At 71.1% G+C, this 23,469-nt stretch carries 21 protein-coding genes; 6 read left to right on the top strand and 15 right to left on the bottom strand.

Annotation, left to right across the window (positions count from 1 at the left end; translation table 11 throughout):
- Window positions 1–235 precede the first annotated feature (235 nt).
- Window positions 236–535 carry a hypothetical protein gene (locus EDF40_RS11060; RefSeq protein WP_123339586.1) on the top strand — a complete coding sequence of 100 codons (300 nt, stop codon included), beginning with the start codon at window positions 236–238 and terminating at the stop codon, window positions 533–535.
- A gap of 162 nt (window positions 536–697) precedes the next feature.
- Here EDF40_RS11060 and EDF40_RS11055 read toward each other — a convergent pair whose 3' ends face one another.
- The gene (locus EDF40_RS11055) at window positions 698–2,161 is read right to left on the bottom strand and encodes a peptide MFS transporter (protein ID WP_123339585.1); all 1,464 of its coding nucleotides are present in this window, start codon (window positions 2,159–2,161) and stop codon (window positions 698–700) included.
- A 215-nt stretch (window positions 2,162–2,376) separates the two neighbouring features.
- Between EDF40_RS11055 and EDF40_RS11050 the strand changes: the two genes are divergently transcribed.
- Window positions 2,377–4,512 carry an acyl-CoA dehydrogenase gene (locus EDF40_RS11050; protein WP_123339584.1) on the top strand — a complete coding sequence of 712 codons (2,136 nt, stop codon included), beginning with the start codon at window positions 2,377–2,379 and terminating at the stop codon, window positions 4,510–4,512.
- A gap of 275 nt (window positions 4,513–4,787) precedes the next feature.
- Here the strand turns inward: EDF40_RS11050 and csrA are convergent, their stop codons facing one another.
- The 13 genes from csrA to EDF40_RS10985 form a co-directional block, all read right to left on the bottom strand.
- On the bottom strand, window positions 4,788–5,057 hold the full coding sequence (csrA, locus tag EDF40_RS11045; protein ID WP_111084126.1) for a carbon storage regulator CsrA: 270 nt from the start codon (window positions 5,055–5,057) through the stop codon (window positions 4,788–4,790).
- A gap of 4 nt (window positions 5,058–5,061) precedes the next feature.
- Window positions 5,062–5,994, bottom strand: a complete 933-nt coding sequence (locus EDF40_RS11040; protein WP_123339583.1) for a hypothetical protein — start codon at window positions 5,992–5,994, stop codon at window positions 5,062–5,064.
- Complete coding sequence (locus tag EDF40_RS11035; protein ID WP_123339582.1) at window positions 5,969–8,023, bottom strand: flagellar biosynthesis protein FlhA; 2,055 nt, start codon at window positions 8,021–8,023, stop codon at window positions 5,969–5,971. The genes EDF40_RS11040 and EDF40_RS11035 overlap by 26 nt, the downstream gene beginning before the upstream one ends.
- Window positions 8,020–9,213: a flagellar biosynthesis protein FlhB gene (locus EDF40_RS11030; protein ID WP_123339581.1), complete on the bottom strand. Its 1,194-nt coding sequence runs from the start codon at window positions 9,211–9,213 to the stop codon at window positions 8,020–8,022. The genes EDF40_RS11035 and EDF40_RS11030 overlap by 4 nt, the downstream gene beginning before the upstream one ends.
- A gap of 6 nt (window positions 9,214–9,219) precedes the next feature.
- Window positions 9,220–9,978 (bottom strand): flagellar biosynthetic protein FliR, encoded by a 759-nt coding sequence (locus EDF40_RS11025; protein ID WP_123339580.1) that lies wholly within the window; start codon window positions 9,976–9,978, stop codon window positions 9,220–9,222.
- Window positions 9,978–10,253 (bottom strand): flagellar biosynthesis protein FliQ, encoded by a 276-nt coding sequence (fliQ, locus tag EDF40_RS11020; protein ID WP_111084131.1) that lies wholly within the window; start codon window positions 10,251–10,253, stop codon window positions 9,978–9,980. Before fliQ ends, EDF40_RS11025 begins: the two co-directional genes overlap by 1 nt.
- 9 nt (window positions 10,254–10,262) lie before the next feature.
- Window positions 10,263–11,081, bottom strand: coding sequence for a flagellar type III secretion system pore protein FliP (gene fliP, locus EDF40_RS11015; protein WP_123339579.1), 819 nt, complete (start codon window positions 11,079–11,081; stop codon window positions 10,263–10,265).
- On the bottom strand, window positions 11,078–11,617 hold the full coding sequence (locus EDF40_RS11010) for a flagellar biosynthetic protein FliO (protein WP_123339578.1): 540 nt from the start codon (window positions 11,615–11,617) through the stop codon (window positions 11,078–11,080). Before EDF40_RS11010 ends, fliP begins: the two co-directional genes overlap by 4 nt.
- Window positions 11,618–11,624: 7 nt before the next feature.
- Entirely contained in the window at window positions 11,625–12,329 is a 705-nt protein-coding gene (gene fliN, locus EDF40_RS11005) for a flagellar motor switch protein FliN (protein ID WP_123339577.1), read from the bottom strand.
- On the bottom strand, window positions 12,329–13,207 hold the full coding sequence (locus EDF40_RS11000) for a flagellar motor switch protein FliM (RefSeq protein WP_123292756.1): 879 nt from the start codon (window positions 13,205–13,207) through the stop codon (window positions 12,329–12,331). Before EDF40_RS11000 ends, fliN begins: the two co-directional genes overlap by 1 nt.
- An 89-nt stretch (window positions 13,208–13,296) precedes the next feature.
- A complete protein-coding gene (locus EDF40_RS10995) occupies window positions 13,297–14,226 on the bottom strand; it encodes a flagellar motor protein MotB (protein WP_123339576.1) in 930 nt (309 codons plus the stop codon).
- A 2-nt stretch (window positions 14,227–14,228) separates the two neighbouring features.
- Window positions 14,229–15,053 carry a motility protein A gene (locus EDF40_RS10990; RefSeq protein WP_123339575.1) on the bottom strand — a complete coding sequence of 275 codons (825 nt, stop codon included), beginning with the start codon at window positions 15,051–15,053 and terminating at the stop codon, window positions 14,229–14,231.
- A gap of 1 nt (window position 15,054) precedes the next feature.
- The gene (locus tag EDF40_RS10985) at window positions 15,055–15,336 is read right to left on the bottom strand and encodes a flagellar FlbD family protein (RefSeq protein ID WP_123339574.1); all 282 of its coding nucleotides are present in this window, start codon (window positions 15,334–15,336) and stop codon (window positions 15,055–15,057) included.
- 198 nt (window positions 15,337–15,534) lie between these two features.
- Between EDF40_RS10985 and EDF40_RS10980 the strand changes: the two genes are divergently transcribed.
- Window positions 15,535–17,103 carry a UDP-N-acetylglucosamine 1-carboxyvinyltransferase gene (locus EDF40_RS10980; protein WP_185002989.1) on the top strand — a complete coding sequence of 523 codons (1,569 nt, stop codon included), beginning with the start codon at window positions 15,535–15,537 and terminating at the stop codon, window positions 17,101–17,103.
- Between the two features lie 147 nt (window positions 17,104–17,250).
- Window positions 17,251–18,396, top strand: coding sequence for a DUF475 domain-containing protein (locus EDF40_RS10975; RefSeq protein WP_123339573.1), 1,146 nt, complete (start codon window positions 17,251–17,253; stop codon window positions 18,394–18,396).
- 1 nt (window position 18,397) lies between these two features.
- On the opposite strand, the gene EDF40_RS10970 is transcribed toward EDF40_RS10975, so the two are convergent.
- Entirely contained in the window at window positions 18,398–19,738 is a 1,341-nt protein-coding gene (locus EDF40_RS10970; RefSeq protein ID WP_260212666.1) for an MFS transporter, read from the bottom strand.
- Between the two features lie 216 nt (window positions 19,739–19,954).
- On the opposite strand from EDF40_RS10970, the gene EDF40_RS10965 reads away from it, so the two are divergent.
- Window positions 19,955–22,930, top strand: coding sequence for a glycosyl hydrolase (locus EDF40_RS10965; RefSeq protein WP_123339571.1), 2,976 nt, complete (start codon window positions 19,955–19,957; stop codon window positions 22,928–22,930).
- Window positions 22,927–23,421, top strand: a complete 495-nt coding sequence (locus EDF40_RS10960; RefSeq protein WP_123339570.1) for a MarR family winged helix-turn-helix transcriptional regulator — start codon at window positions 22,927–22,929, stop codon at window positions 23,419–23,421. Before EDF40_RS10965 ends, EDF40_RS10960 begins: the two co-directional genes overlap by 4 nt.
- The last annotated feature ends 48 nt before the right edge of the window (window positions 23,422–23,469 follow it).

Genomic DNA, 23,469 nt, shown 5'->3' with positions numbered 1-23,469 from the left:
CCGTGGAACCTCGGCGGCCCGCACGCGGCATGTCGTGGAACCTCGCGTCGCCCCGCCGTCCCCGCCGCCCCCATCATGTCCCCGACGCGTCCGAGCTCGTCAGGTTCCGAGATCTCGGAACCTCGGGCGCTCGGGCGGGCATCCGTGGAACCTCGGCGGCCCGCACGCGGCATGTCGTGGAACCTCAGCGCGTGGGACGGAGCGGGTTGATCGGCGAGCACGCTACGGTGAGGCCGTGTTCGGACGCCGCTCCCCCAAGCCCCGCCCCGACGACGCCCCCGGTCTCGGCATCGGCGCGCTCGTGCAGGTCATCGACTCCACGGAGGGCGGCGAGCGGTGGGCCGACGAGCCGATCGGCGTGATCGTGGCTCCCGGCGGCAACCAGATCGTCGGCTACCCCGGCGTCGGCGAACCGCTGTCGTGGACCGTCGCGTTCGAGGAGCCCGTGTACACGAAGGACGGCCGCGGCCCCTTCGAGCGCGCGACCGTCCTGAGTCGTCAGTTGGTGCCGATCACGACCGGCAGCGGCGAGTAGCCCAGCGGGCTCAGTACTCTTCGGAGCCGCTCTTCATCATGGCGGCGACCGCCATGCAGCAGCCCACACCACCGAGGACGCCGATGCCGATGATGATGCCGGCGATGAGTTCGAGCATGGGTGGTGACTCCTTGATTGCTTCGGCGTGTGGCTCCGCTCAGGTTACCGGATGCCGCGCATGAGCCGCAGCACCGGCTTGGCCAGGACGAGCAGGACCACGCCGACCGCGACGGCGACGAGACCGAGCACGGCGAAGTACGGTGCCTCGTTCGCCGGGTCGTAGTACTGCGACAGCACCCCGGTGACGGCGGTGCCGAGCGACACGGACAGGAAGAACAGCGCGACCATCTGCGTCTGGAACTTCGGCGGCGCGAGCTTCGTGGCGACGGACTGCCCGACGGGTGACAGCAGCAGTTCGGCGAGCGTGAAGACGAGCAGGATGCCGACCAGGGCGAGCAGCGGCGTGCCGTTCTGGCCCGAGCCGACGAAGGGCAGGAACAGCAGGAACGCGACGCCCATGATGCCGGTGCCCAGGCCGAACTTCGTCGGGGTCGACGGCTGTCGGTCGCCGAGCTTGGTCCAGAGCGCCGCGAAGACCCCCGACAGCACGATGATGAAGACCGGGTTGATCGACTGCACCCACGACACCGGCATCTCCCACCCGAAGAGCGAGCGGTTCAGTCGCTCGTCGGAGTAGACCGTGACGACGGTGAACTGCTGCTGGTAGAGCGACCAGAACACGGCGCTGCCGATGAAGAGCGGGATGAACGCGAACACCCGCGACCGCTCCTGTGCCGTGATGCCGCTCGTCAGGATGACGACGAAGTACCCGATCGTGGCGAGGATCACGATCGCGACGACCACGGTGGGCAGGTTGCCGACGTTCAGCAGGCCGGTCAGGACGGCGACCGCGATCACGATCAGGGCGACGACGACCCCGACCCCGATCAGCGGCAGGCGTCGGCGGTCGACGGGGTTCGTGACGTGGCGGACCGTGTCGGGCAGGTTCTTCCGACGGATCGCGTACTGCACCAGGCCGGCTGCCATGCCGACGGCGGCGAGACCGAAGCCGTAGTGGAAGCCGAGCGAGCTCTGCAGCAAGCCGGTCAGGAGCGGCCCGAAGAACGCACCGAGGTTGACGCCGAGGTAGTACAGCGAGAACCCGGCGTCACGGCGGGGGTCGTCGCGGCTGTAGAGCCCACCGACGATCGTCGTGGCGGTCGCCTTGAGTCCGCCGGACCCGAGCGCGATGAGCACGAGCCCGACGCCCACGCCGGCCACCCCGGGGATGAGCGCCAGGGCGATGTGGCCGAGCATGACGACGATCGCGCTGCCGAACAGTGTGCGGTCGGCACCGAGAAGCCGGTCGGCGATCCACGCGCCGATGATCGTGAACAGGTACACGGCGCCGCCGTACGCGCCCATGATCCCGGTCGCGATGCCCTTGTCGATCCCCAGGCCGCCCTGCGTGACCGTGTAGTACATGTAGATCAGGACGATGCCCTGCATGCCGTAGAACGAGAACCGCTCCCAGAGCTCCACCGCGAAGGGCGTCGACAGCTCGAACGGCTGTCCGAAGAAGGTGCGTTTGGGCTGGGGATCGTGTCCCGTGGTGGAGCCTGACATGTCGGCCAGTCTGCCCCGCGGGCCGGTGGCACGCCCAATCCTTGATGGGTGCTCATCAAATCGATCGACGCGTGCAGTTGGAGGGTTCCCACCATGGTGGTCGGTCCGTGCCGGGCAGCGTTGTGCGGCCCGCACCGCGTTCCGCCGGCTCCCGGCGGCGGTGTCTAGCGTGGGGAGCGCAACACCGGACACCGCAGTTCAGGAGGACTCCGACCATGGTCGACACCGCATCCGCGCAGCACACCGGCACGCCCACGGCGAAGCACGACGCCGGCGAGAAGGCGAGCAAGAACGCCGGCGAGAACCCGGGCGAGAACGCGAGCAAGCACACGAGCGACAACCCGAGCAAGCAGACCGACATCCGCATCGACGTCGACATGGTCGAGACCCTCCTGCTCGGCCGCTGGGCCGAGGACCGCCGGATCTCCCGCCGCCTCGTGCTCGACCCCGCGCTGCACAAGACCGAGGGTCTCGGCACCATCGAGCACCGGGCCCGCGCGTTCGAGCAGCTGCAGATCCTGGTCGACGCCGGAGCCATCCAGCGCCCCTACCCGCCAGAGCTCGGCGGCCAGGACAACCACGGCGGCAACCTGGCGGCGTTCGAGGAGATCACCACCGCCGACCCGTCGCTGCAGATCAAGGCCGGCGTGCAGTGGGGCCTGTTCGGCTCCGCGGTGCACCACCTCGGCACCGCGCGGAACCACGAGGAGTTCCTGCCCGGCATCATCGGGTTCGACGTCCCCGGCTGCTTCGCCATGACCGAGACCGGCCACGGTTCGGACGTGCAGAACATCGCCACGTCGGCCACGTACGACCCCGCAACGCAGGAGTTCGTCGTGCACACGCCGTTCCGCGGGGCGTGGAAGGACTACATCGGCAACGCGGCCCTGCACGGCAAGGCGGCCGTCGTCTTCGCGAAGCTCATCACCCAGGGCGTCGACCACGGCGTGCACGCGTTCTACGTGGCGCTCCGTGACGACGACGGCGCGTTCCTGCCGGGCGTCGGCGGCGAGGACGACGGTGTCAAGGGCGGCCTGAACGGCATCGACAACGGCCGGCTGCACTTCGACCACGTCCGCGTCCCCCGCACCAACCTGCTGAACCGCTACGGCGACGTCGCCGAGGACGGCACCTACAGCTCGCCGATCGACTCGCCCGGACGCCGCTTCTTCACGATGCTCGGCACCCTGGTGCAGGGCCGCGTGTCGCTCGACGGCGCCGCGGTCGTCGCCCAGAAGATCGGGCTGCAGATCGCGCTGACGTACGCGATGCAGCGCCGGCAGTTCCCGACGGCGGGCGGTGTCGAGGGCGTCCTGCTCGACTACGGCCGGCACCAGCGCCGACTCATCCCCCGTCTGGCGACGGTGTTCGCGCAGTCGTTCGCGCACGAGCAGCTGCTCCGCACCTTCGATGACGTGTTCAGCGGGCGAGCCGACACCCCAGAGCGCCGCGAGGACCTGGAGACCCAGGCCGCCGCGTTCAAGTCGCTGTCGACGTGGTCCGCCCTCGACACCCTGCAGGAGTGCCGTGAGGCCTGCGGCGGCGCGGGCTTCCTCGCCGAGAACCGCCTGACGAGCCTGCGCGCCGACCTCGACGTCTACGTGACGTTCGAGGGCGACAACACCGTCCTGCTGCAGCTCGTCGGCAAGCGGCTGCTCACCGACTTCCGGAAGCGGGCGCCGCGCGATGCCGCATCGACCGCGAAGTTCGTCGCCTCGCAGGTGGGCGCGAAGCTCGCGGACGCCTCGGGCCTCCGCCGCCTGGGCCAGACCGTCGCCGACCGCGGGTCGCTCGCCGCGAGCGTCACGGACCTGCACGACCCCACCACGCAGCGCGCGCTGCTCGCCGGCCGCGTGGACACGATGGTCACCGAGATCGGGCTCCGGCTGAACACCGCCGGCAAGGACCGCGCCCGCCAGGCCGTGCTCCTGAACCGGTCGCAGCACGAGCTGATCGAGGCCGCGCGCGCCCACGCGGAACTCATGCAGTGGGACGCCTTCACGGAAGGGCTCGACGCGGTCCCCGAGGGCGACACCCGCCGGGTCCTCGTGTGGCTGCGCGACCTGTTCGCGCTCGGCCTGCTCGAGCAGCACCTCGACTGGTACCTGGTGCACGGCCGCTTGAGTGCGCAGCGTGCCCGTGCGGTGTCGGCGTCGATCGACCGGCTCGTGGCCCGGCTCCGGCCGGTGGTCCCGCAGCTGATCGAGACCTTCGGCTACGAGCCCGGCCACGTGCGGGCGCCGATCGCGCTCGGCGAGGAGCAGGCGCGCCAGGACGAGGCCCGTGCGTGGTTCGCCGCCGAGGCGGCAGCAGGACGACTCCCCGAACAGGAGAAGAAGCCCCGCGCGTAGCCGCCCGGTGCGGACGGTCCGGCCTGGAGGCACGGGTCGGGTCGTCCCCGCCGGCGCCACTCACAAGGAACGGCGTTCCGTCCGGTCCGCGCCCCGCCAGCGTCTTCGCGCCCCGAAGAGTCGGGGCGCGATGCCCGCCACGGGGCGCGATGCCGCCACGGGGCGCGATGGCCACCACCGGGCGCGATGGCCACCACGGGGCGCGCTCGCCGACGACGGTGCGACAACGACCGCGCCCGGACGCGCAGCCCGCGACCGCGTGCGCCCGGCCCGGACTACGCCCGGTCGGCCCCGCCGCGGTCGCCGAGCGCGGCACGCAGCCGTGCCTCGGCGTCGTCACCGGAGGCACCGGTCGCGCCGGCAGCCGCAGCGGCCTCGGCGTTCGCCTCGGCGACCGCCCGCACGACCTCTTCACGCTGGATCTTCACCCCGCGTGGTGCGTCGATGCCGATCCGGACGCCGTCGCCCCGGGCGTCGAGGACCGTGATGACGATGTCGTCACCGACGAGGATCCGCTCGCCGACCTTCCGCGTGAGTACCAGCACCCGCTCAGCCTAGCGACAGGACGGGGACCCCCAGCAGGTCGACGGACTCCGGCGTGGCGGTCTCCGCCGCGCCGATCGCGACGACACCGGCCACCGGCAGCCGTGCGGCCACCGCGGACACCATGGCCGCGGTGTCCTCGGGCTTCCGTCCGACGTCGACGACGATCCAGACCTGGTCGGCTTCGATCCCCTCGCCGGTCGCCCGGTCGTCCCACGCGGCGACGGCGAGCACCGCGTGGCCGTCGCGCACGCCGTCGGCACGCGCGAGGATCGCCGACCGCCGGTCGGCGGCGTCCGTCGGCCGCAGCGCGTGCCGGACGGCGAACAGCCCGGCAGCGGCGTCGACGTCGTTCGCCCGGCCGACCAACAGGACCAGGTCACCATCAGCTGACCGCACTGCCGGCACAGCGGATCGCACGGCAGGCGCCGTGGACCGGGCCGCGCGCCGGCCGGGCGCGATGTCGGGGACGGTGGTCGGGCCTCCTGGCAGGGTGTCGGTGACGGCCTGGAGGCGCGGGTCGACGTCCGCAGGGCCGTCCGATTCCGGCAGGGCGCGCGTGGGGCGCGGGGCGCTCCCCGTGATCCCGTCCGCCACGAAGCCGTCGAGCACCGACGCGAACGCGTCGGCACGCGTGGCCTGGGTGCCGTCACCGCGTGCGATGCGGGCCTCGGCCGCATCGGCGTCGGCGAGCAGCGCAGCGATGCCGATCCGCTGGACGGGTGAGTCGGCGATCACGACGCGTGCGGTCGGGGTCTCCCCCGGTTCCGGCACCTCGACGGTGGCCTCGACGTGCGCCTTGCGGAACAGCCCGCCGATGCCCGGCGTGGTGACCCGCTCGGCGGCGACGATCCTCGCGCCCGCGCCGAACTCGGTCCGGACGGCGTCGCGGACCTCGTCGAGCGTCGCGCCGTTACGCTGCAATCGGGTCGGCGGCACGGACCACTCCCACGGTCTCGATGGTGGAGCCCGCGGCGGTGGCCTCCTGGTACGACAGCACCGGGAGCCCGTTCGACTGGGCGGCGACCATGCGGTGCACGGCCGGGCGGAGCTGCGGGGCGCAGACGAGGACGGCGGACAGGCCCTGGTCCTCGATGCTGCGCACGGCATCGCGGACGGAGCCCAGGACCTGCTCGATGCGGTGGGCGTCGAGGACGATCTGGCTGCCCTGTTCGGACGGTCGCAGGCCCTCGAGCATCGACTGCTCGAGCAGCGGGTCGATCATGATGACGCGCAGGGTGCCCTGGTCGGTGTGGCGGGCGGCGAGGGCGGGGCCGAGTGCGGCGCGGGCCGCCTCGACCAGCCCCTCGGGGTCGGTGGAGGCCTTGGCGCGCAGGGTCAGCGCCTCGCAGATCCGCCCGAGGTCGTTGATCGGCACGCGTTCGGCGAGCAGGCCCTGCAGCACGCGCTGGAGTTCGGCCATCGAGAGCATGCCCGGCACGAGTTCCTCGACCGCGGCGGGGTTGACCTGCTTGACGCCCTCGGTCAGGACCTTGACGTCCTCGCGGGTGAGCAGGCGGGCGGCGTTGTCGCCGATGACGGCCTGCAGGTGCGTGACGAGCACGGACACCCGGTCGATCACGGTGGCGCCGGTCATCTCGGCGGCGTGCCGGAGTTCGGCGGGCACCCACTTGCCGGTCAGGCCGAACACCGGCTCGACCGTCGAGGTGCCCGGCAGCCCGTCCAGGTGGTCGCCGAGCGCCAGGACGCTGCGGGCCGGGGCGGTGCCGCGGCCGGCCTCGACGCCGGCGATCCGGATGGCGTAGGTCGACGGCGGCAGGTCGATGCTGTCGCGCGTGCGGACCGGCGGCACGACGATGCCCATGTCGACGGCGATCTTCCGCCGCAGCGCACGGACGCGGCCGAGCAGGTCGTCGGAGGCGCCGGACACCATGTCGACCAGGTCGGGCGCCAGCAGGATCTCGAGGGCGTGCACGCGCATCTGCTCGATGAGGTCCTCGGGGGTGTCTCCGGAGGGCGCGGCGGCTTCGAGGGCCTGCTGCTCGGCGGCGGCCGACTCGGCGTTCGCGGCGTTCCGGCCGATGCGCCACGCGGTGAACAGCAGGGTCGCACCGACGAGCAGGAAGGGCAGGATCGGCATGCCGGGGATGAACCCCATCGCGATGGCGGCGACGCCGGCGATCATCAGGGCGTTGCGCGACTGCGACAGCTGCGTGGCGGCCGAGGCGCCCATCTCGGACTCCGCGCCGGAGCGGGTGACGATCATGCCGGTGGAGACGGCCATGAGCAGGGCCGGGATCTGCGTGACGAGCCCGTCGCCGATCGTCAGGATGCCGTACTTCGACAGGGCGTCGGTGGCGGACAGCCCGTTCTGCAGCATGCCGATCGCGATGCCGCCGATCAGGTTGATGATGATGATCAGGATGCCGGCGATCGCGTCGCCCTTGACGAACTTCGAGGCGCCGTCCATCGCGCCGTAGAAGTCCGCCTCGGCGGAGACCGCGGCACGGCGGTCCTTCGCCTGCTGGTCGGTGATGAGCCCCGCGTTCAGGTCGGCGTCGATCGCCATCTGCTTGCCGGGCATGGCGTCGAGGGTGAACCGTGCCCCGACCTCGGCGACGCGCTCGGCACCCTTCGTCACGACGACGAACTGGATGACGATGAGGATCAGGAAGATCACCGCGCCGATGATGATCGACCCGGACACGGCGACGTGGCCGAACGCCTGGATGACGTCGCCGGCGAAGCCCTCGCCGAGCACGAGCCGGGTCGACGCCACGTTCAGGCCGAGGCGGAACAGCGTCGCGACGAGCAGCAGCGACGGGAACACCGAGAAGTCGAGCGGCTTCTTCACGAACAGCGTCGTGAGCAGGATCACCAACGCCAGCAGGATGTTGATGATGATCAGGAAGTCGAGCAGGAACGACGGCACCGGCAGGATCAGCAGCAGGATGATGCCGACGATGAACACCGGGACGACGAGCTTCGGCAGGTCCTTGCGGTTCATGCGGGGAGTCCTTCGGTCGGGGTCTCGGCGATGCGCGGTGCGCGGAGCTTGCGGGGGCGGAGGTCACCGGTCACCGTGGCCGGGTCGATGACGCTCGCGACTTCGTCGGGCGTGGTCGGCCGCGGCGGTGCGTGGGTGCCGGCCGCTGCGCCGCGGGCCTTCAGGGCCATCACGAACGACAGCACCCGGGCGACCGGCGTGTACAGGTCGACGGGGATCTCGTGCCCGAGCTCGCACGCGGCGTGCAGCGCTCTGGTGAGCGGGACGTCGCGCACGATCGGCACACGGTCCTCCTCCGCCCGGGCACGGATGACGTCGGCGACGGGCCCGGCGCCCTTCGCGACCACCCGGGGCGCGGCCTTGCCCGGCTCGTACTTGAGCGCGACGGCGTAGTGGGTCGGGTTCGTCATGACGACGTCCGCGGTGCCGACCGCCTGGATCATCCGGTTGCGGCTCATCGCGAGCTGGCGGGAGCGGCGCTGGCCCTTGACGAGCGGGTCGCCGTCGCTCTTCTTCTGCTCGTCCTTGACCTCGCGCTTGGTCATCATGGTGCGCTTGCGGTTGCGGCGGATGACCACGAGCACGTCGATCGCGGCGAGGACGAGCCCGGCGGCGATCGCGGCGCGGAGCAGGGTGCCCGCGCCGTCCGCTGCTGCCTCGAGCACAGCGGACAACGGCAGCGAGCCGCTGGTCATGAGCACGGGCATCAGGCCCTGCACGGCGAACCAGAGCACGAGGCCGACGACCGTGGTCTTCAGCAGCGCCTTCGCCCCGTTCCAGAGCGCCTGGACGCCGAACACGCGCTTCAGGCCCGCGATGGGGTCGAAGTGCGACGCCTCGGGCGCGAGCTTCCGGATGTGCACCCCGCCCTGCGCGACGGCGGCCGCGGTGACGGCGACGAGCACCACCGCGAGCATCGGGCCGAGGGTCGCACCGACGCTCGCCATCGCATCGCCGAACACGTGGTTCATGGTGCCGATCGTCGGGTTCGCGATGACGGACTGCACGGCGACGAGCTGCGCCGTGCCCGCTGCTGCCGCGTTGCCGATCATCGACGGCACCATGAGGGCGACGACGGCGATGCCGATCCACGCGCCGAGGTCCTGGGACCGGCCGAGCTGGCCCTTCCGGTGGACCTCCTGCATGCGCTTCTGGGTGGCCTTCTCGGACTTCTCACCACTGTCGGACACGGCGCCTCACCCCCGTCCCGTGATCGCCTGGACGGCGTCGCCGGTCAGCGACGACACCACCGAGGGCAGGGCCATGAAGAGCGCTCCGGCGAACAGGACGGTCAGCCCGATCTTGATCGGGAACCCCATCTGGAACGCGTTGAGGGCCGGTGCGACACGGGTGAGCAGGCCGAGGCCGACGTCCGCCAGGAACAGCACGACCACCAGCGGCCCGGCGATCTGCAGCGTCGCCAGGAACATCTGCGACATCGCCGCCACGAGCAGGTGGGCCAGACCGTCGACCGCGAAGCTGCCGGTGAGGGGCACGGCGTCGAAGGACCGCACGAGCCCACCGACGATGAGCTGGTACCCGCCCGAGGTGAACAGGAGCGCGAGCGCCGCCATCTGGAACAGCCGGGTGAACTGGGCGCCGTTGACCTGCGACTGCGGGTCGAACGCCTGCGCGAGCGTGAATCCGCCGAACAGGTCGATGAGCGCACCGGCGGACTGCACCGCGGCGAACACCAGGAACACCAGGAAGCCGAGCGACAACCCGACGACGAGCTGGGTGAGCAGCGCGAGCAGGAAGGGCCCGGTGTCGAGCGACTCGTAGCCGACGGCGACGCGCGGGGCGACGCCGATCGCCAGGCCGAGCCCGAGGATCACCTTCACGGTGCCGGGGAACGCCCGGTACGAGAACGGCGGCGCGATGACGAAGAACGCGACGAGCCGGACGCCGGCGAGCATGGTCGCCTCCAGACGGTCGGCGTTGATCGCGAGCTCCATCAGCCGCTGCCGAGGAGCTTCGGGATCATGTCGAAGGCGACGTGCGTGAACGCCACCATCTCCGAGATCATCCAGTTGCCGCAGACGACCAGGGCGATCGCGACGGCGACGGCCTTCGGCACGAACGAGAGCGTGACCTCCTGGATCTGGGTCACGGACTGGAACAGCGAGATCGCGAACCCGACGACGAGCGACGTGACGAGCACCGGAGCGGCGAGCTTGCCCGCAACCAGGAGCGCCTGGAGGACCAGGTCGATGACGGCCTGCTGGTTCATGCCCGCCCCCTAGACAACGTGGTAGCTCTCGATGAGCGACGTGATGATGAGGCCCCAGCCGTCGACCAGGACGAAGAGCAGGATCTTGAAGGGCAGCGAGATCATGACCGGCGGGAGCATCATCATGCCCATCGACATGAGTGCCGCCGAGACGACGAGGTCGATCACCAGGAACGGGATGAAGATGACGAACCCGATGATGAACGCGCTGCGGAGCTCCGAGATGATGAACGCCGGGATGACGGTCGTCATCGGCACGTCGGCCATCGACTTCGGGTTGTCGAGCCCTGCGGCGCGGGTGATCAGGGCGACGTCCTCGTCACGGGTCTGGTGCAGCATGAAGGTCCGGAGCGGCTTCGTGCCGATCTCGACGGCCTGGTTGAAGTCGAGGTGGCCGGCCAGGTAGGGCTGCAGGGCGTCGTCGTTGATGTGCCCGAGCACCGGCGCCATCACGAACAGCGACAGGAACAGCGCCAGGCCCGCGATCACCTGGTTCGGCGGGATCGACTGCAGCCCGAGCGCGTTCCGGGTCATCGCGAGGACGACGAAGATCTTCGTGAACGACGTCATCATGAGCATGAGCGCCGGGGCGACGCTGAGCAGCGTGATGCCGATGAGCGTCACGACGGCCGACGACGGGGTGCCGTCCGGACCGTTCACGCTGACGCTGAAGTCGCCGTTCGCGGGAGCGGTCGGCGTCGCGGGGGCGGTCGGTTCGACGACGCCGGCGGCGTGGGCACCGGTCGCGGTGAGCATGAGGAAGCCGGCGACGACCGCCAGCCCGAGCAGGACGAGGGCGGCGGTGCGTCCGGTGCGGACCGCGGTCACCCGGCGCGCCGGTTCCGCAGGGCGGCGGCCGCCTGCCGCCAGGTGTCGACCGACAGGATCGAGCCCTGCAGCTGCTGCGCGGTCGGCACCGTGGTGCGCTGCGGACGACGGTTGCGCGGGCGCATCGGGAGGGGCTGCGCCGTGGCTTCCGTTCGGTCGGACGGGAGGGACGTGGGGGCGTCCGCCTGCAGCGCCAGTTCCTGACCGAACACGTCGGCCGACGGGGCGGGACGCACGGGCAGCTGCACGGGTCCGGTCACGATGGTGAGCTCCGGAGCGGGCGCCTGCCCGCTCGTCAACAGGCTGACGCCCTGCTCGGAGACCCCGAGCACCAGACGCTCCCCCTCGACGTCGACCACCACGACGCTCGCCTTGCCGCCGAGGCCCTGGCGACCGACGACCTCGACGGTCGCCGCACGGCGCCCGGAGGTCTTGCCCGCGAAGCGCTTCTTGCTGGCACGGTGCAGCACCCACATGAGGGCGAGGACGACGCCGAGCGACAGCGCGACGCGGAGCGTGATGAGGAGGGTGTCCACGCGGGGCTCAGAGGGATTCGGCGACGTCGAGGATGCGGGTGATCCGGACGGCGTAGTCCTGGTCGACGACGACGACCTCGCCGTGCGCGATGAGGCGACCGTTCAGCAGGACGTCGGCGGGCGCACCGGCGCTGCGGTCGAGTTCGACGACCGCGCCGGGCTCCATGCCGAGCACGTCGCGGACCGACATGCGGGTGCGGCCGATCTCCACGGTCAGGGTCATCTCGACGTTGTTGATGCGGCCGAGGTTGCCGGCGGGCAGGTTGGCAACGACGGGCGCGGAGACCGTGCCGTTCTCGCGGACCCGGATGCCGAACCACCCGGCGGGCAGGCCACCGGCGGTGAGTTCGAACACGACGGTGTCGGGGTCGGCCAGCAGTGACGCGGCCGACTCGCGGTGCGCCTCGCCGAGCACCCCGACGCCGAGGACCGAGGCCGCGGCCTCGAGCGACGGACGCAGCACGTCCGTGACGGCCACGATGCCGTGGTCGGTGCCTCCGGCGGCCGTGATCGCCTCGAGGTCGGTGAGCACGAGCGCCAGGTCGGCCGACAGGCCGCCGACGAACGAGGCGACCACGGCGTCCGTCGCCGCGTCGAGCACGACCGGTGTCGCGCCTCCAGGCAGGAGCACCGCGGTCAAGGGGGCGGCCGTCGGGAGCTGCGCCGCGAGCGACTCGGCCGCTGCGGTGTGGAGGGTGGTCGTTTCGGTCATCAGTGCTGCTCCGTGCTCGTGGTGGTGACGACGATGCCGGCGAGGCGCGAGCCGTTCGCGCCGACCGCGGCGGTGCCGACGGGTTCGCCGTCGACCGCGATGGTGAGGGGGCGGTGCTGCGGGTGCGGCAGCGGCAGGACGTCGCCGACGGCGAGCCGGAGCACCTGCGTGGGCAGGACCGTCGCCGGTGCGAAGCGCAGGCTGACGCCGACGGGGACGCCCGCGAGTTGCGCGTCGAGCAGGGCCTGGGCGTCGGCGGGCGACACGTGGGCGGCGGCTTCGCCGAGCTGCGGCAGGACCGCCTCGGCCGGCAGCGCGAGCGTGCCGGGGGCGACGCGGTCGCCGACGCGGATCGAGAACGCCGCGACGATCATCAGGTCGCCCTTCTGGGCGGCCTGGGCGAACTGCGAGTTGAACTGGAAGCCACCCGCCGTGACGTCGTGCGCGAGCAACCCGCCGAACGAGTAGCGGAGGTCGTCGAGGGCGTCCTCGACAATCTTGCGCACGAGGGCCTGCTCGATGGGCGTGAAGGTGCGCTCCGGGGTCGGCAGCGGCTTCGAGGCGCCGAGGGCGTGCGAGACCCAGGTCAGCGCGGCGTCGAGCGGGACCTGCAGGACGCCCTTCGGGACGACGTCCGCGATCGGCAGCAGCACCATGCCGGTGAGCGCGGGCAGCGAGGCGGCGTACTCGTCGTACGTCACCATCTGCACCTGCTCGCAGGTGACCTGGCTGACGGCGCGGACCTTCGCGGTGAGCTGCGTGCCCCACTGCCGCGCGAACGTCTCGAACGCGAGCTCGAGGACCCGGGCGTGCTCGCGGGCGAGCGTCGACGGGCGCGCGAAGTCGTACACCTCGGGCGCTGGCAGGGTCTCGGTCACGGGTGCGTCTATCGGTCGCCTGTGCGGCACCCGTCAGTGCTGTACCCCGTACTGGGGATGCAGGGGGTTGTGGCCCCGTCGGTCGTCCGTCAGCCCTGGCGTGCTCCGTCCTGCGCCTTCGCCAGTGCCGGCATCAGCGCGCTGACGTCCTGGTCGGCGTTCGACAGCACCACGATGTCGACCCGTCGGTTCAGGGCGAGGTCCTGGTCCGTCCCGCCCTTCGCGAGCGGTCGGCTCGACCCGAAGCCGACGCTCTGCACGTGGTCGCCCGGCATGCCGCCGCGCTCGACCAGGTCGCGCAGCACCCCCGTCGCCCGTGCCGCGCTGAGCTCCCAGTTGGTGGCGTACGGCGCCGTCGAGTTCCGCTGGTCGGCGTGCCCTTCGACGCTGACGTCGTGGTGGCTCGTCTTCAGGACCGGTGCGATCGCGTCCATGATCGACTTCGCCTGGTCGGACAGGTCCGCGCTGTTCGTGCCGAAGTAGGTCTCACTGCCGACGAGGCGGACGATCAGGCCGCGGGCGTCGACGGTGAACTGCACGTTCGCGGTCTGGCCGGCCTTCGCGAGGTTCTGCTTGATCGCCTGCTCGATCGCGGTGAGGTCGTCGAGCTCCTGCTGGGCGTCGGCGAGGTCCTGCTTCGTCGCGGTCACCGGCACGACGGTCGACGCGGGGTCGACGTTGGTGTCCTTCGTGCCGGACGACGCCGTCGAGTGGTCGGCCTGCGACTTGTCGGTCGAGTACCCGGATCCGTCCTCCACCTGGTCCTTCGTCACCACCGTGCCGCTGGCGGTGTCGACCTTCTGCGACTTCACCTCGCCGAAGCCCGTCGCCAGGGAGTTCTTCAGGGCGATGTACTTCTCCTGGTCGACCGTCGACATGGCGAACAGCACCAGGAACATGCACATCAGCACCGTGATCATGTCCATGTACGAGGCCATCCAGCGCTCGTCGGGGTGCTCGGCGTCGTCGTGGCCCTTCTTCGCACGACCGCGGCCACGGCCACGGGGGTTCGCGCTCATCGTCAGGCCGCCAGCTGCTGGTCGTCGGCGTCCGCGTCCTGCTTGTTCTTGCCGGCCTTGCTCTTCGAGGTGTCGGTGCGCGCTGCCGGCGGCACCATCGCCTTGAGGCGTTCACCGAGCAGGCGCGGCTGGCTGCCGGCCTGGACCGCGAGCAGCCCTTCCATCAGGAGCGTCTGGCGGTCCGACTCGAGCTGTGCGAGCTTCCGGAGCTTGCCGCCGATCGGCAGCCACATGAAGTTCGCGGTGAGCAGGCCCCACAGGGTCGCGACGAAGGCACTCGCGATGAGCGGACCGAGCTCGTCGGGCTTGCCGAGGTTCGCGAGCACGTGGGTGAGGGACACCACGGTGCCGATGATGCCGACCGTCGGGGCGAAGCCGCCGAGCCCCATGAAGAACGCACTCGCACTGCGCGTGGGGGCCGCGTTCGACTCGATCTCGTCCTCGAGCAGGATCCGCAGCTCGTCGCCGTCGGTGCCGTCCGCGATGTTCTGCAGCGCCTTCTTCATGAACGGGTCGTCGTGCTTGTCGGCCTCCTGCTCGAGGGCGAGCAGACCGTTCGACCGAGCCGTCTCCGCCAGGCCCACGACGTCGTCGATGACCGACTGCGGCGGGGTGACCTTGCCGGTGAACGCCTTCGGTACGGCCTTGAAGCTCGCGATGGCGTCCTTCAGCGTGGTGCTCGCGATGCCGCAGCCGATGGTGGCACCGAACACGAGCAGCATCGGCGCGGGCAGGAACAGCCCGGCGAGCTCGACGTGCTCCATCTCGACCATGCCGAACAGGGCGCCGAAGGCGAGCAGGATCCCGATGATCGTCGCGATGTCCACGTCAGCGACCCCCGTCCTGCGTGCGGAGCGGAGCGACCGCGGCGAGCGTCGGCTGGGGGCCGGTGGCGTTCCGCGTGTTCGGCAGGTCGGTGCCGTAGGCCATGCCGACGATGCGGGCGCGGTACCCGGCGATCAGGTCGATGACGTCGGCCATGGACTCGCGGACGATGTACTTCGCCCCGTCGACCATGATGAGCGTCGTGTCCGGCGTCTCGTGGATGCGCTCCACGAGGTCGGGGTTGACAGCGAATGCGCTGCCGTTGAGTCGTGTGACGACGATCATGGCCCGTCCTGGTTCTCGATCGTCCCGCCGCCGTCCGTGGGGCGGGATGCTGCCCGTCCGTGGGCCTGCAAGGAGGTCTATCGGCGGACCACACCTGTCCGTTAGTTCATCTCAGATACGAGTTGTTGTGCCCCGATCGCTGGGAATCCAGTGCATCGTCACCCCGGTTTTATCTCATGAGCGTGTTACGTTGGCGCCATGTCCGACACCACCACCGTCGTCTCGCCGGCCACCCCGGCATCCGCCGCCCCGCTCCGCGAGGTCGGTGCCCTCATCCGGGGCGCCCGCAAGGGCCGCAGCATGACCCAGGCGCAACTCGCCGAACGCGTCGGCACCAGCCAGAGCGCGATCAACCGCATCGAACAGGGCGGGCAGAACCTGTCCCTCGAGATGCTTACCCGCATCAGCGACGCCCTCGACCAGCAGATCGTCTCGATCGGCGGCGCCCCGCAGCGTGCCCACCTGCGCGTGCAGGGCGGCCGGAAGCTCAGCGGCTCCATCGCCGTCAACTCGAGCAAGAACGCCGCCGTCGCGCTGCTCTGCGCCTCGCTCCTCAACCGCGGCGTCACCCGCCTGCACAAGGTCGCCCGGATCGTCGAGGTCGACCGGATCATCGACGTCCTCCGCAGCCTCGGCGCGAGCGTCACGTGGTCCGAGGACGGCGAGACCCTCGAGATCGTCGCCCCGTCCGACCTGCACCTCGACGCGATCGACGCCGACGCCGCCCGCCGCACCCGCAGCGTCCTGATGTTCCTCGGCCCGCTCAGCGGCCGGTACGAGTCCTTCCGGCTCCCCTACGCCGGCGGCTGCGACCTCGGCACCCGCACGGTCGAACCGCACCTCATCGCGCTGCGCCCCTTCGGCGTCGACGTCGAGGCGACCTCCGGCTGGTACGAGGTCGGCGTCGCGAACCAGGACGTCCCCACGAAGTCCGTCGTCCTCACCGAGCGCGGCGACACCGTCACCGAGAACGCGATCCTCGCCGCGGCCGCCCGCGACGGCGAGACCGTCATCCGCAACGCCAGCCCCAACTACATGGTGCAGGACCTCTGCTTCTTCCTCGAGCTGCTCGGGGTGCAGGTCGAGGGCATCGGCACCACGACGCTCCGCATCACCGGCAAGAGCCGCATCGACGAGGTCGTGGACTACTGGCCGAGCGAGGACCCGGTCGAGGCCATGAGCCTGCTGACCGCCGGCATCGTCACCGACTCCACGCTCACCGTCACCCGGGCACCGATCGAGTTCCTCGAGATCGAGCTCGCGACCCTGGCCGAGATGGGCCTGCGGTTCGACGTCACCGACGAGTACCCGGCTGCGAACGGCCGCACCCGCCTGGTCGACATCACCGTGCACCCGTCCGAGCTGCACGCCCCGATCGACAAGATCCACGCGATGCCGTTCCCCGGGCTGAACATCGACAACCTGCCGTTCTTCGTGGTCATCGCCGCGATGGCCGAAGGGACCACGCTCGTGCACGACTGGGTGTACGAAGGCCGGGCGATCCACCTGCTCGACCTGACCCGCCTCGGTGCGAGCGTCACCCTGCGCGACCCGCACCGCCTCGACGTCACCGGTCCGACGCACTTCTCCGGTGCCGAGATCAGCTGCCCGCCGGCCCTCCGGCCCGCGGTGGTCATCCTGTTGGCGATGCTCGCGGCGAAGGGCGAGAGCGTCCTGCGGAACGTGGGCATCATCGCCCGCGGCTACGAGCAGCTGCAGGAACGGCTGAACTCCCTCGGCGCGTCCATCGAGACGTTCCACGACTGAGGCGACCGCCTGCCCGCGTGACCCGACGGCCCGTCCCCGCAAGTGGGGACGGGCCGTCACCCGTTCTGCGCGGATCGACCCGTGCCTCCAGGCTGATGCGCAGGAGCGCTCCACCGCCCACCCAGGCGACCGGTGCTGGATGGGGTGATGGCCACGAGATCGCTCTTGACCGTCCCCCTGTTCATCACGGTCGCCGCCGCCGCGGCGGCCTGGTTCGTCCTCGGCCCCGCGGCCGCCCTGGCGTTCGTCGCGCTCGCGCTCCTCGAGATCGCGATGGCCGCCGACTCGTCGGTGCCGATGGCCGGCATCGCCGGACGACTGCACTCCCCCGCCCGACGGCTGTTCCTGTCGCTCGGGATCGTCGCGGGCGTCCTCGCGATGCGGCTGCTCCTGCCGCCGGCAGCGGTCGCGGTCGGCGACGCGACCGACCCCGCGAGCTCCGTGCAGGAAGCCGTCTTCGCCCCCGGCTCGTTCTCGGCGCACCTCGCCGAGGTGCGCCCCGCCCTCGCCGCCTTCGGCGCCGCCTTCATCTGGCTCGTGTTCGCCGAGTACCTGTTCAACACCGACCGTGCGTCGCGCAGGTCCTGGCTGGGCCGCCTGGAGGCCCGGCTCGCCGCCGTCGCGCGTCCTCGCGTCTGGTCGCTGGTCACCGCTGCGACGGGGGTCGCCGTGACGGCCGTCCTCGTCGGCGTCGACCGCGCGTGGTCGCCGGGTGCCCTGCTGCCGGTCGTGCTCGGCGGTGCGGCGGGCATCGCCGCGTACCTCGGGTCGAAGCGCGTCGCCGCCTGGGCGCTCGACGGGGTCGGCTCGGACACCGCGTCGATCGGGGTCGGGCGGGGTGCCTGGCGGATCCACGCGTACGCGTCGACCGTCGTGTTCGAACGGGGGCTCGTCGTGTTCATGCTGTTCGAGATCCTGGACGGCGTGTACAGCCTGTCCGGGTCCGGAACCCTCGGCGCCGACGGCCTCGGAGCGCTCGAACAGGCGGCGGTCGCGGTGGCGGCAATCGGCGTCGGTGCCGTGTTCCTGGCGCGGTTGACCTCGCGGTTGGACGAGGCCGCGGGGCTGAAGCGGCTGCGGTACCTGAAGGCCGGGGCGGCGTACGTGCTCGGGGTGCTCGCGGTGTTGCTGTGGGCGAGCCTGCTCGTGCCGATCCCGGGGGTCGTCGTCGCCTGGTTCGGCAGCGTGGTGATCGGTTCGGCGCTCGCGAGCTCGTTGCCGTGGCGGGCGTGGTGGCGGCGGGTGGCGCGGGGGTCCGCGAGGTCGCGCCGCAGCAGCGGTCTCGCTCCGTGAGTCAGCGGTGGTCGCGGCGAGCGGCGGCTGCGGGAGCGTCATCGCGGACACCGGCGGCGAAGAGTGCCTCCTGCGCGTCGGCGAGGTCCTTGCCCTCGATCGAGAACGCGTCGAAGACCGCGTGCCGGAACCCGAGCCACCCGACCACGACACCGACCGCGACGAGCGCCGTGAGGATGCCGTACATGACCTCGGGGTGGTCGAGGAGCAGCGGGGTCACGAACGCCAGCAGCGCCGCGGCGATCCGGGCCACCGCGATGATCGTTCCCTGGACCGAACCGCGGAGCAACGTCGGGAACGACTCCTGCGACCAGACCTTCATGATCGCCTCGAAGGCGAACGCGTTGCCCACCGCGCCGAACGCGAGCATCGCGACGAGGGTCGGCAGCGAGAAGCCGAACACGAGCGGCAGGCCGTAGCTCACCACGAGGCACACGGCGCCGACGATGTAGAACGGCATCCGCAGCCGACCGTCGACGATGCGCATGAACCAGAGCGCGAGCAGCATCCCGATCGGCACGCTGACCAGGTTCATCGTCGAGAAGAACGGCACCGACAGCCCGACGACGTTGACGGCCACGTAGGCGCCGAACTGCCCGCCGGTGTTCGCGCCGAGGTTCGTCAACGTGTAGAAGACCAGCAGGGACAGGAACGGCAGCAGGAAGATGCGCTGCGTCAGCACGTCGCGGATGCCGTGGCGCGCAGCACGGACGGTGTGTGCGCCCGCTGCCTTCTCGGCATGGGCGTCGGACCACGTGGTGGACTCCGGGATCGTGAAGCGCAGGACCATGACGACGAGTGCGACGACCCCGACGTGCGCGAACATGATCTGACCACCGGCACGGCCGAGGTCCCCGACGCCCGCCGAGATGGCGTAGGTCGCCAGGATCCCGGCGAACCAGAGCACCTGGGAGAAGCCGACGAGCCCGCCCCGGTTCTCGTCGGTCGCCGCCTCGGAGATCGTCGCGAGCGAGACCGGCAGGTCCGCCCCGGTGCCGAGGCCGACGAGGATCGTGCCGATGAGCAGGCCGGCGAACGCCGGGCTCGCCACCAGGACCCCCGCACCGACGACGGTCATCGCCATGGTCACGATGAACACCGCCCGACGACCGAACAGGTCACCGAGCCGGCCGCCGGAGAGCGCGCCGATCGCGATGCAGAACGTGAGCGCGCCGGAGAGCACCCCGATCTGCGTGCCGGTGATGCCGATCGACTGCTGGTACAGGACGAGCGCGGTGCCGGAACTCACGATCGCGGCCGCGTCGATGTACGAGGCCATCCCCGAGACGACGGCGACCCACCAGGGGTGCGGTCGCCGGGTGGGTTGCTGGGGTCGGTTCACTGCGTTCTCCCTTGAACGTCGGCCGAACACCGGATGAAACGGTTCAACCGGTCGGCGGCACTGTAACCCGTCGAGTGCCGCAACCGCAAGGATCGTTCACTGCGCCTGCTGTCCACAGCCCCGCTGTTCGTTTCCTGAGGACATTGACTTCCGCCGCTCCCAGAACCTACGGTCATCGCAGCGGCACCGTCGCCGCGCGTTCCCGAGGAGAACACCATGTCGATCGAGCACCTCGCCCGTGGCGTCGCCCATCCGGCCATCGAGTACCGTCCGGAGCTGCGGTGGTGGCTCGCCGAGGGCCTGCACACCGACGTGACCCTCCGACGCGAGGTCGACACCGCCCACGCACTCGGGTTCGGCGGCATGGAGTTCCTGGCGATGGACGAAGGGGCGATCGACCACGGCCGGTACGGCTGGGGGTCCGAGGAGTGGGTGCACGACTCGCAGATCGTCGTCGAGGAGACCACCGCCAGGGGCATGTCGGTGAGCTTCACGTCCGGGACGAACTGGTCGAACGCGAACCTGCCGACGATCGACGCAGACCACCCCGCCGCTGCGCAGGAACTCGACGTCGTGCACGAGGACCTGCCCGGCGGGACCAGCCGCTCGGGTGCGCTCCGTCGGATCGACCTCGACGCGCCGATCGCACAGACGACGCTCCCCGGCGAACGCGGGACGGTGCGCGTCCAGACGCTCGTCGCGGTGGTCGCGACGCGCGTCGTCCCGGACCCCGCCGGTTCCGGCGCCGCGACCGTGCTGGACCCCGACTCGGTGGTGGACCTGACCAGCGCGGTCACCGACGAGGCGCTCGACTGGACCGCACCGGAGGGCGGCACCTGGCGGTTGTCCACGTTCTGGAGCCACGGCACCGGCCAGACGGCGTCACCGTCGGCGACGGTCAACTGGACGGTGAACTACCTGGAGCGAGCGGGCGTGGACGCCGTGATCGACTACTGGGAACACGTCGTCCTGACCCCTGGCCTCCGCGCCGAGATCGCTCGCAATCCCCGTGCCCAGATGTACATGGACTCCCTCGAGCTGTCGACCTACGGCGCCGGTGGCCTCTTCTGGGGAGCGCACGTCGCCGAGGAGTTCCGGACGCGCCGCGGCTACCCGATCACGCCGTGGCTGCCGTTCCTGACCCGCAGCGCTCCGTTCATGGCGTCGAGCACCACGTACCACGCCGAACCGGTGCCGGACCGGGCGGTCGACGTCGAGAAGGTCCGCTTCGACTACGTCCGGACGCTCACCGACCTGTACATCGAGAACATGCTGCGCCCGTTCGCGGCGTTCCTGCACGCCAACGGCATGACGCTGCGGTCCGAGATCAGCTACGGGCTGCCGTTCGAGTTGACGCGCCCCGGGCCGGAGGTCGACGGGATCGAGACGGAGTCGCTCGAGTTCGCCGCCCAGATCGACGCGTACCGGCTGCTCGCAGGGCCGGCGCACCTGTTCGGCAAGCAGTACTCGTCGGAGACCGGTGCGACGACCCGCAACCACATGCTCGACCACCGGTTCACCGACCAGATCGTCGCGACGCAGCTCGCCGCCGGCATCACGAAGACCGTCCTGCACGGCTGGGCGAGCACCACGGGCGCCGAGGGCGTCACGAGCTGGCCGGGACACGAGGGCATGTGGAGCATGTTCTCGGAGCGCTTCGACGCCCGGCAGCCCGCTGCCGAGTTCTACCCGCTCTGGAACGACGCGATCGGCCGGTACCAGTACGTCCTGCGCCAGGGACGCCCGCGGATCGACGTCGGCATCCTGCACACCGACCACTTCACCGACAACGCGTCCGGCATGGTGTTCCGCGACGCCGACGGTGGCCGCGTCCCCGACGAGGTCGCCTACGGCCAGTACTGGATGCGCGACCGGCAGAACCACTGGTGGCGCGATCTCGGCATGCAGGACGCCGGGTGGACGTACGAGTTCCTCGACGGGTCGCTGCTGCTCCGCGACGACGTGCGGGTGGACGGCGGCCTGGTGCAACCGGACGGCCCCGGGTACCAGGCACTGCTCGTCTTCCAGAGCGCGCTCGATGCCGACGTCGCTGCACGGTTGCTCGCCTGGGCCGAGGACGGCGTGCGGATCCTCGTCGTGCACGGCACGCGCGAGCTCAAGTCGCTGATCGCCGGGACGGACACGCACCACCCCCGAGCGGCCGCCCGCACCCCGGGCCTCGACGGGCGCGACGCCGAGCTCGCGGACACCGTCGAGCGGCTGCTGGCCCTGCCGTCGGTGACCGCGATCGACGACGCCGCCGCCGACACCGTCGCCGCCCTTCGCGGCCTCGGGGTGACGGGCCGCGCCGAGTTCGTGACGGAGGACCGGAGCGTCCTGTCGCACCTGCGCGAGGACGGTGACCTGCTGCACGTGTACCTGTACCACTTCCTGTACGAGACCACCTCGGCCACCACCGTGGAGGTCGCGCTGCCCGGCACCGGCGCGGTGTACCGCGTGGACGCCTGGTCCGGCGCGGTGTTCCCCCACCCAGCCGCACGGACCGAGGGCGACCGGACGATCGTCACCGTGGACCTCGCGCCCGGTGAGACCGCGCTGTTCACGCTCGACCGCAGCGGGCCTGCGCGCGAGACCGCACTCGACGCCCGGCTCGGCGGACGGGCGACGACCGACGTCGTCGTCGAGATGACCGACTGGCGGATCGCGGTCGAGAGCTGGGACGCGGGCGGTGAGGAACTCATCACCGAGGACCGCGGCCACGGCTACGTCACGCGCGAGGTCCGGCCGCTGACCGACGTCCGACGACTCGACGCCGGTACCGGTCCGCTCCGTCCGTGGAAGGACCTGCCCGCCGTGGGACCGGAGGTCTCCGGGGTCGGCGAGTACGCCACGTCGTTCACCGTCGACACGGTGGACGACGACGGCGCCCGGTTCCTGCTCGACCTCGGGTCGACGGCCGGCGGGCTCGGTTCGGTCGTGCTCAACGGCGGACCGGCACGCGGGTTCGACACCTCGCACCCGGTGGTCGACGTCACCGACGACCTGCGCACGGGAGAGAACACGGTGGTCGTGCGGGTCGCCAGCTCACTCAACAACCGGTTGCTCGCCCGCGGGTACTACGAGGACGTCCCCGACGTCATCGCGCAGCTGCTCGGCGACCCCGACGCGGTGCAGACGACACACGTCCGCGACCACGGCCTGCTCGGTCCCGTTCGTCTGGTGATCGGATGACCCGTCGCGGCGGACGACCGAGCGGTGTGGACCTGCGCCCCGTCATCACCCCCGACCCGTTCGACATCCGGGTCGCACTCGCGGGCATCGTGCACTGGGCGGACAGCCCGCAGGTCCGGCAGCGCATGATGACCGCGATCGACTTCCCGGTGGCCGATCTGTCGATGTTCCTGGTGGTCAACCAGCTGACCTACCGCGGCGCGACGAAGCCGAGCGTGCTCGCGGGGGCGTTGGGCACCGGTCGTGCCAACCTCACGAAGATCGCGAACCGGCTCGAGGACATCGGGCTCGTGGTCCGGGTTCCGGCTCCCGATGACGACCGCAGCGTGTTGATCGCGCTCACCGCCGAGGGCCGCGGGTACGGCGAGCGGATCAGCGACCAGCTCAGCCAGGACCTCGATGCGGTCCTCGCCCACTGGGGTCCGAAGGACGTCGACGCCCTCCGGCGGGTGCTCGCGCGCCTGCGACACGACGCGGCGAACGGGTCCTGAGCCGAGCGTCGCTCCGGCACCCGTGTGCACGATCACCGTCGGCCGCGT

Source organism: Curtobacterium sp. PhB170 (assembly GCF_003752345.1).
Classification (GTDB): Bacteria; Actinomycetota; Actinomycetes; order Actinomycetales; family Microbacteriaceae; genus Curtobacterium.
The sequence above is the reverse complement of the archived record's forward strand: the minus strand, read 5'-3'. Positions and strand labels throughout refer to the sequence as shown.

Excerpts from the sequence above, each read along its gene's own strand:
- EDF40_RS11055 (WP_123339585.1), bottom strand. The coding sequence starts at position 2,161 with ATGTCAGGCTCCACCACGGGACACGATCCCCAGCCCAAACGCACCTTC.
- EDF40_RS11050 (WP_123339584.1), top strand. The coding sequence starts at position 2,377 with ATGGTCGACACCGCATCCGCGCAGCACACCGGCACGCCCACGGCGAAG.
- EDF40_RS11035 (WP_123339582.1), bottom strand. The coding sequence starts at position 8,023 with ATGAACCGCAAGGACCTGCCGAAGCTCGTCGTCCCGGTGTTCATCGTC.
- EDF40_RS11025 (WP_123339580.1), bottom strand. The coding sequence starts at position 9,978 with ATGGAGCTCGCGATCAACGCCGACCGTCTGGAGGCGACCATGCTCGCC.
- fliQ (WP_111084131.1), bottom strand. The coding sequence starts at position 10,253 with ATGAACCAGCAGGCCGTCATCGACCTGGTCCTCCAGGCGCTCCTGGTT.
- fliN (WP_123339577.1), bottom strand. The coding sequence starts at position 12,329 with ATGACCGAAACGACCACCCTCCACACCGCAGCGGCCGAGTCGCTCGCG.
- EDF40_RS10995 (WP_123339576.1), bottom strand. The coding sequence starts at position 14,226 with ATGAGCGCGAACCCCCGTGGCCGTGGCCGCGGTCGTGCGAAGAAGGGC.
- EDF40_RS10985 (WP_123339574.1), bottom strand. The coding sequence starts at position 15,336 with ATGATCGTCGTCACACGACTCAACGGCAGCGCATTCGCTGTCAACCCC.
- EDF40_RS10980 (WP_185002989.1), top strand. The coding sequence starts at position 15,535 with ATGTCCGACACCACCACCGTCGTCTCGCCGGCCACCCCGGCATCCGCC.
- EDF40_RS10975 (WP_123339573.1), top strand. The coding sequence starts at position 17,251 with ATGGCCACGAGATCGCTCTTGACCGTCCCCCTGTTCATCACGGTCGCC.
- EDF40_RS10965 (WP_123339571.1), top strand. The coding sequence starts at position 19,955 with ATGTCGATCGAGCACCTCGCCCGTGGCGTCGCCCATCCGGCCATCGAG.
- EDF40_RS10960 (WP_123339570.1), top strand. The coding sequence starts at position 22,927 with ATGACCCGTCGCGGCGGACGACCGAGCGGTGTGGACCTGCGCCCCGTC.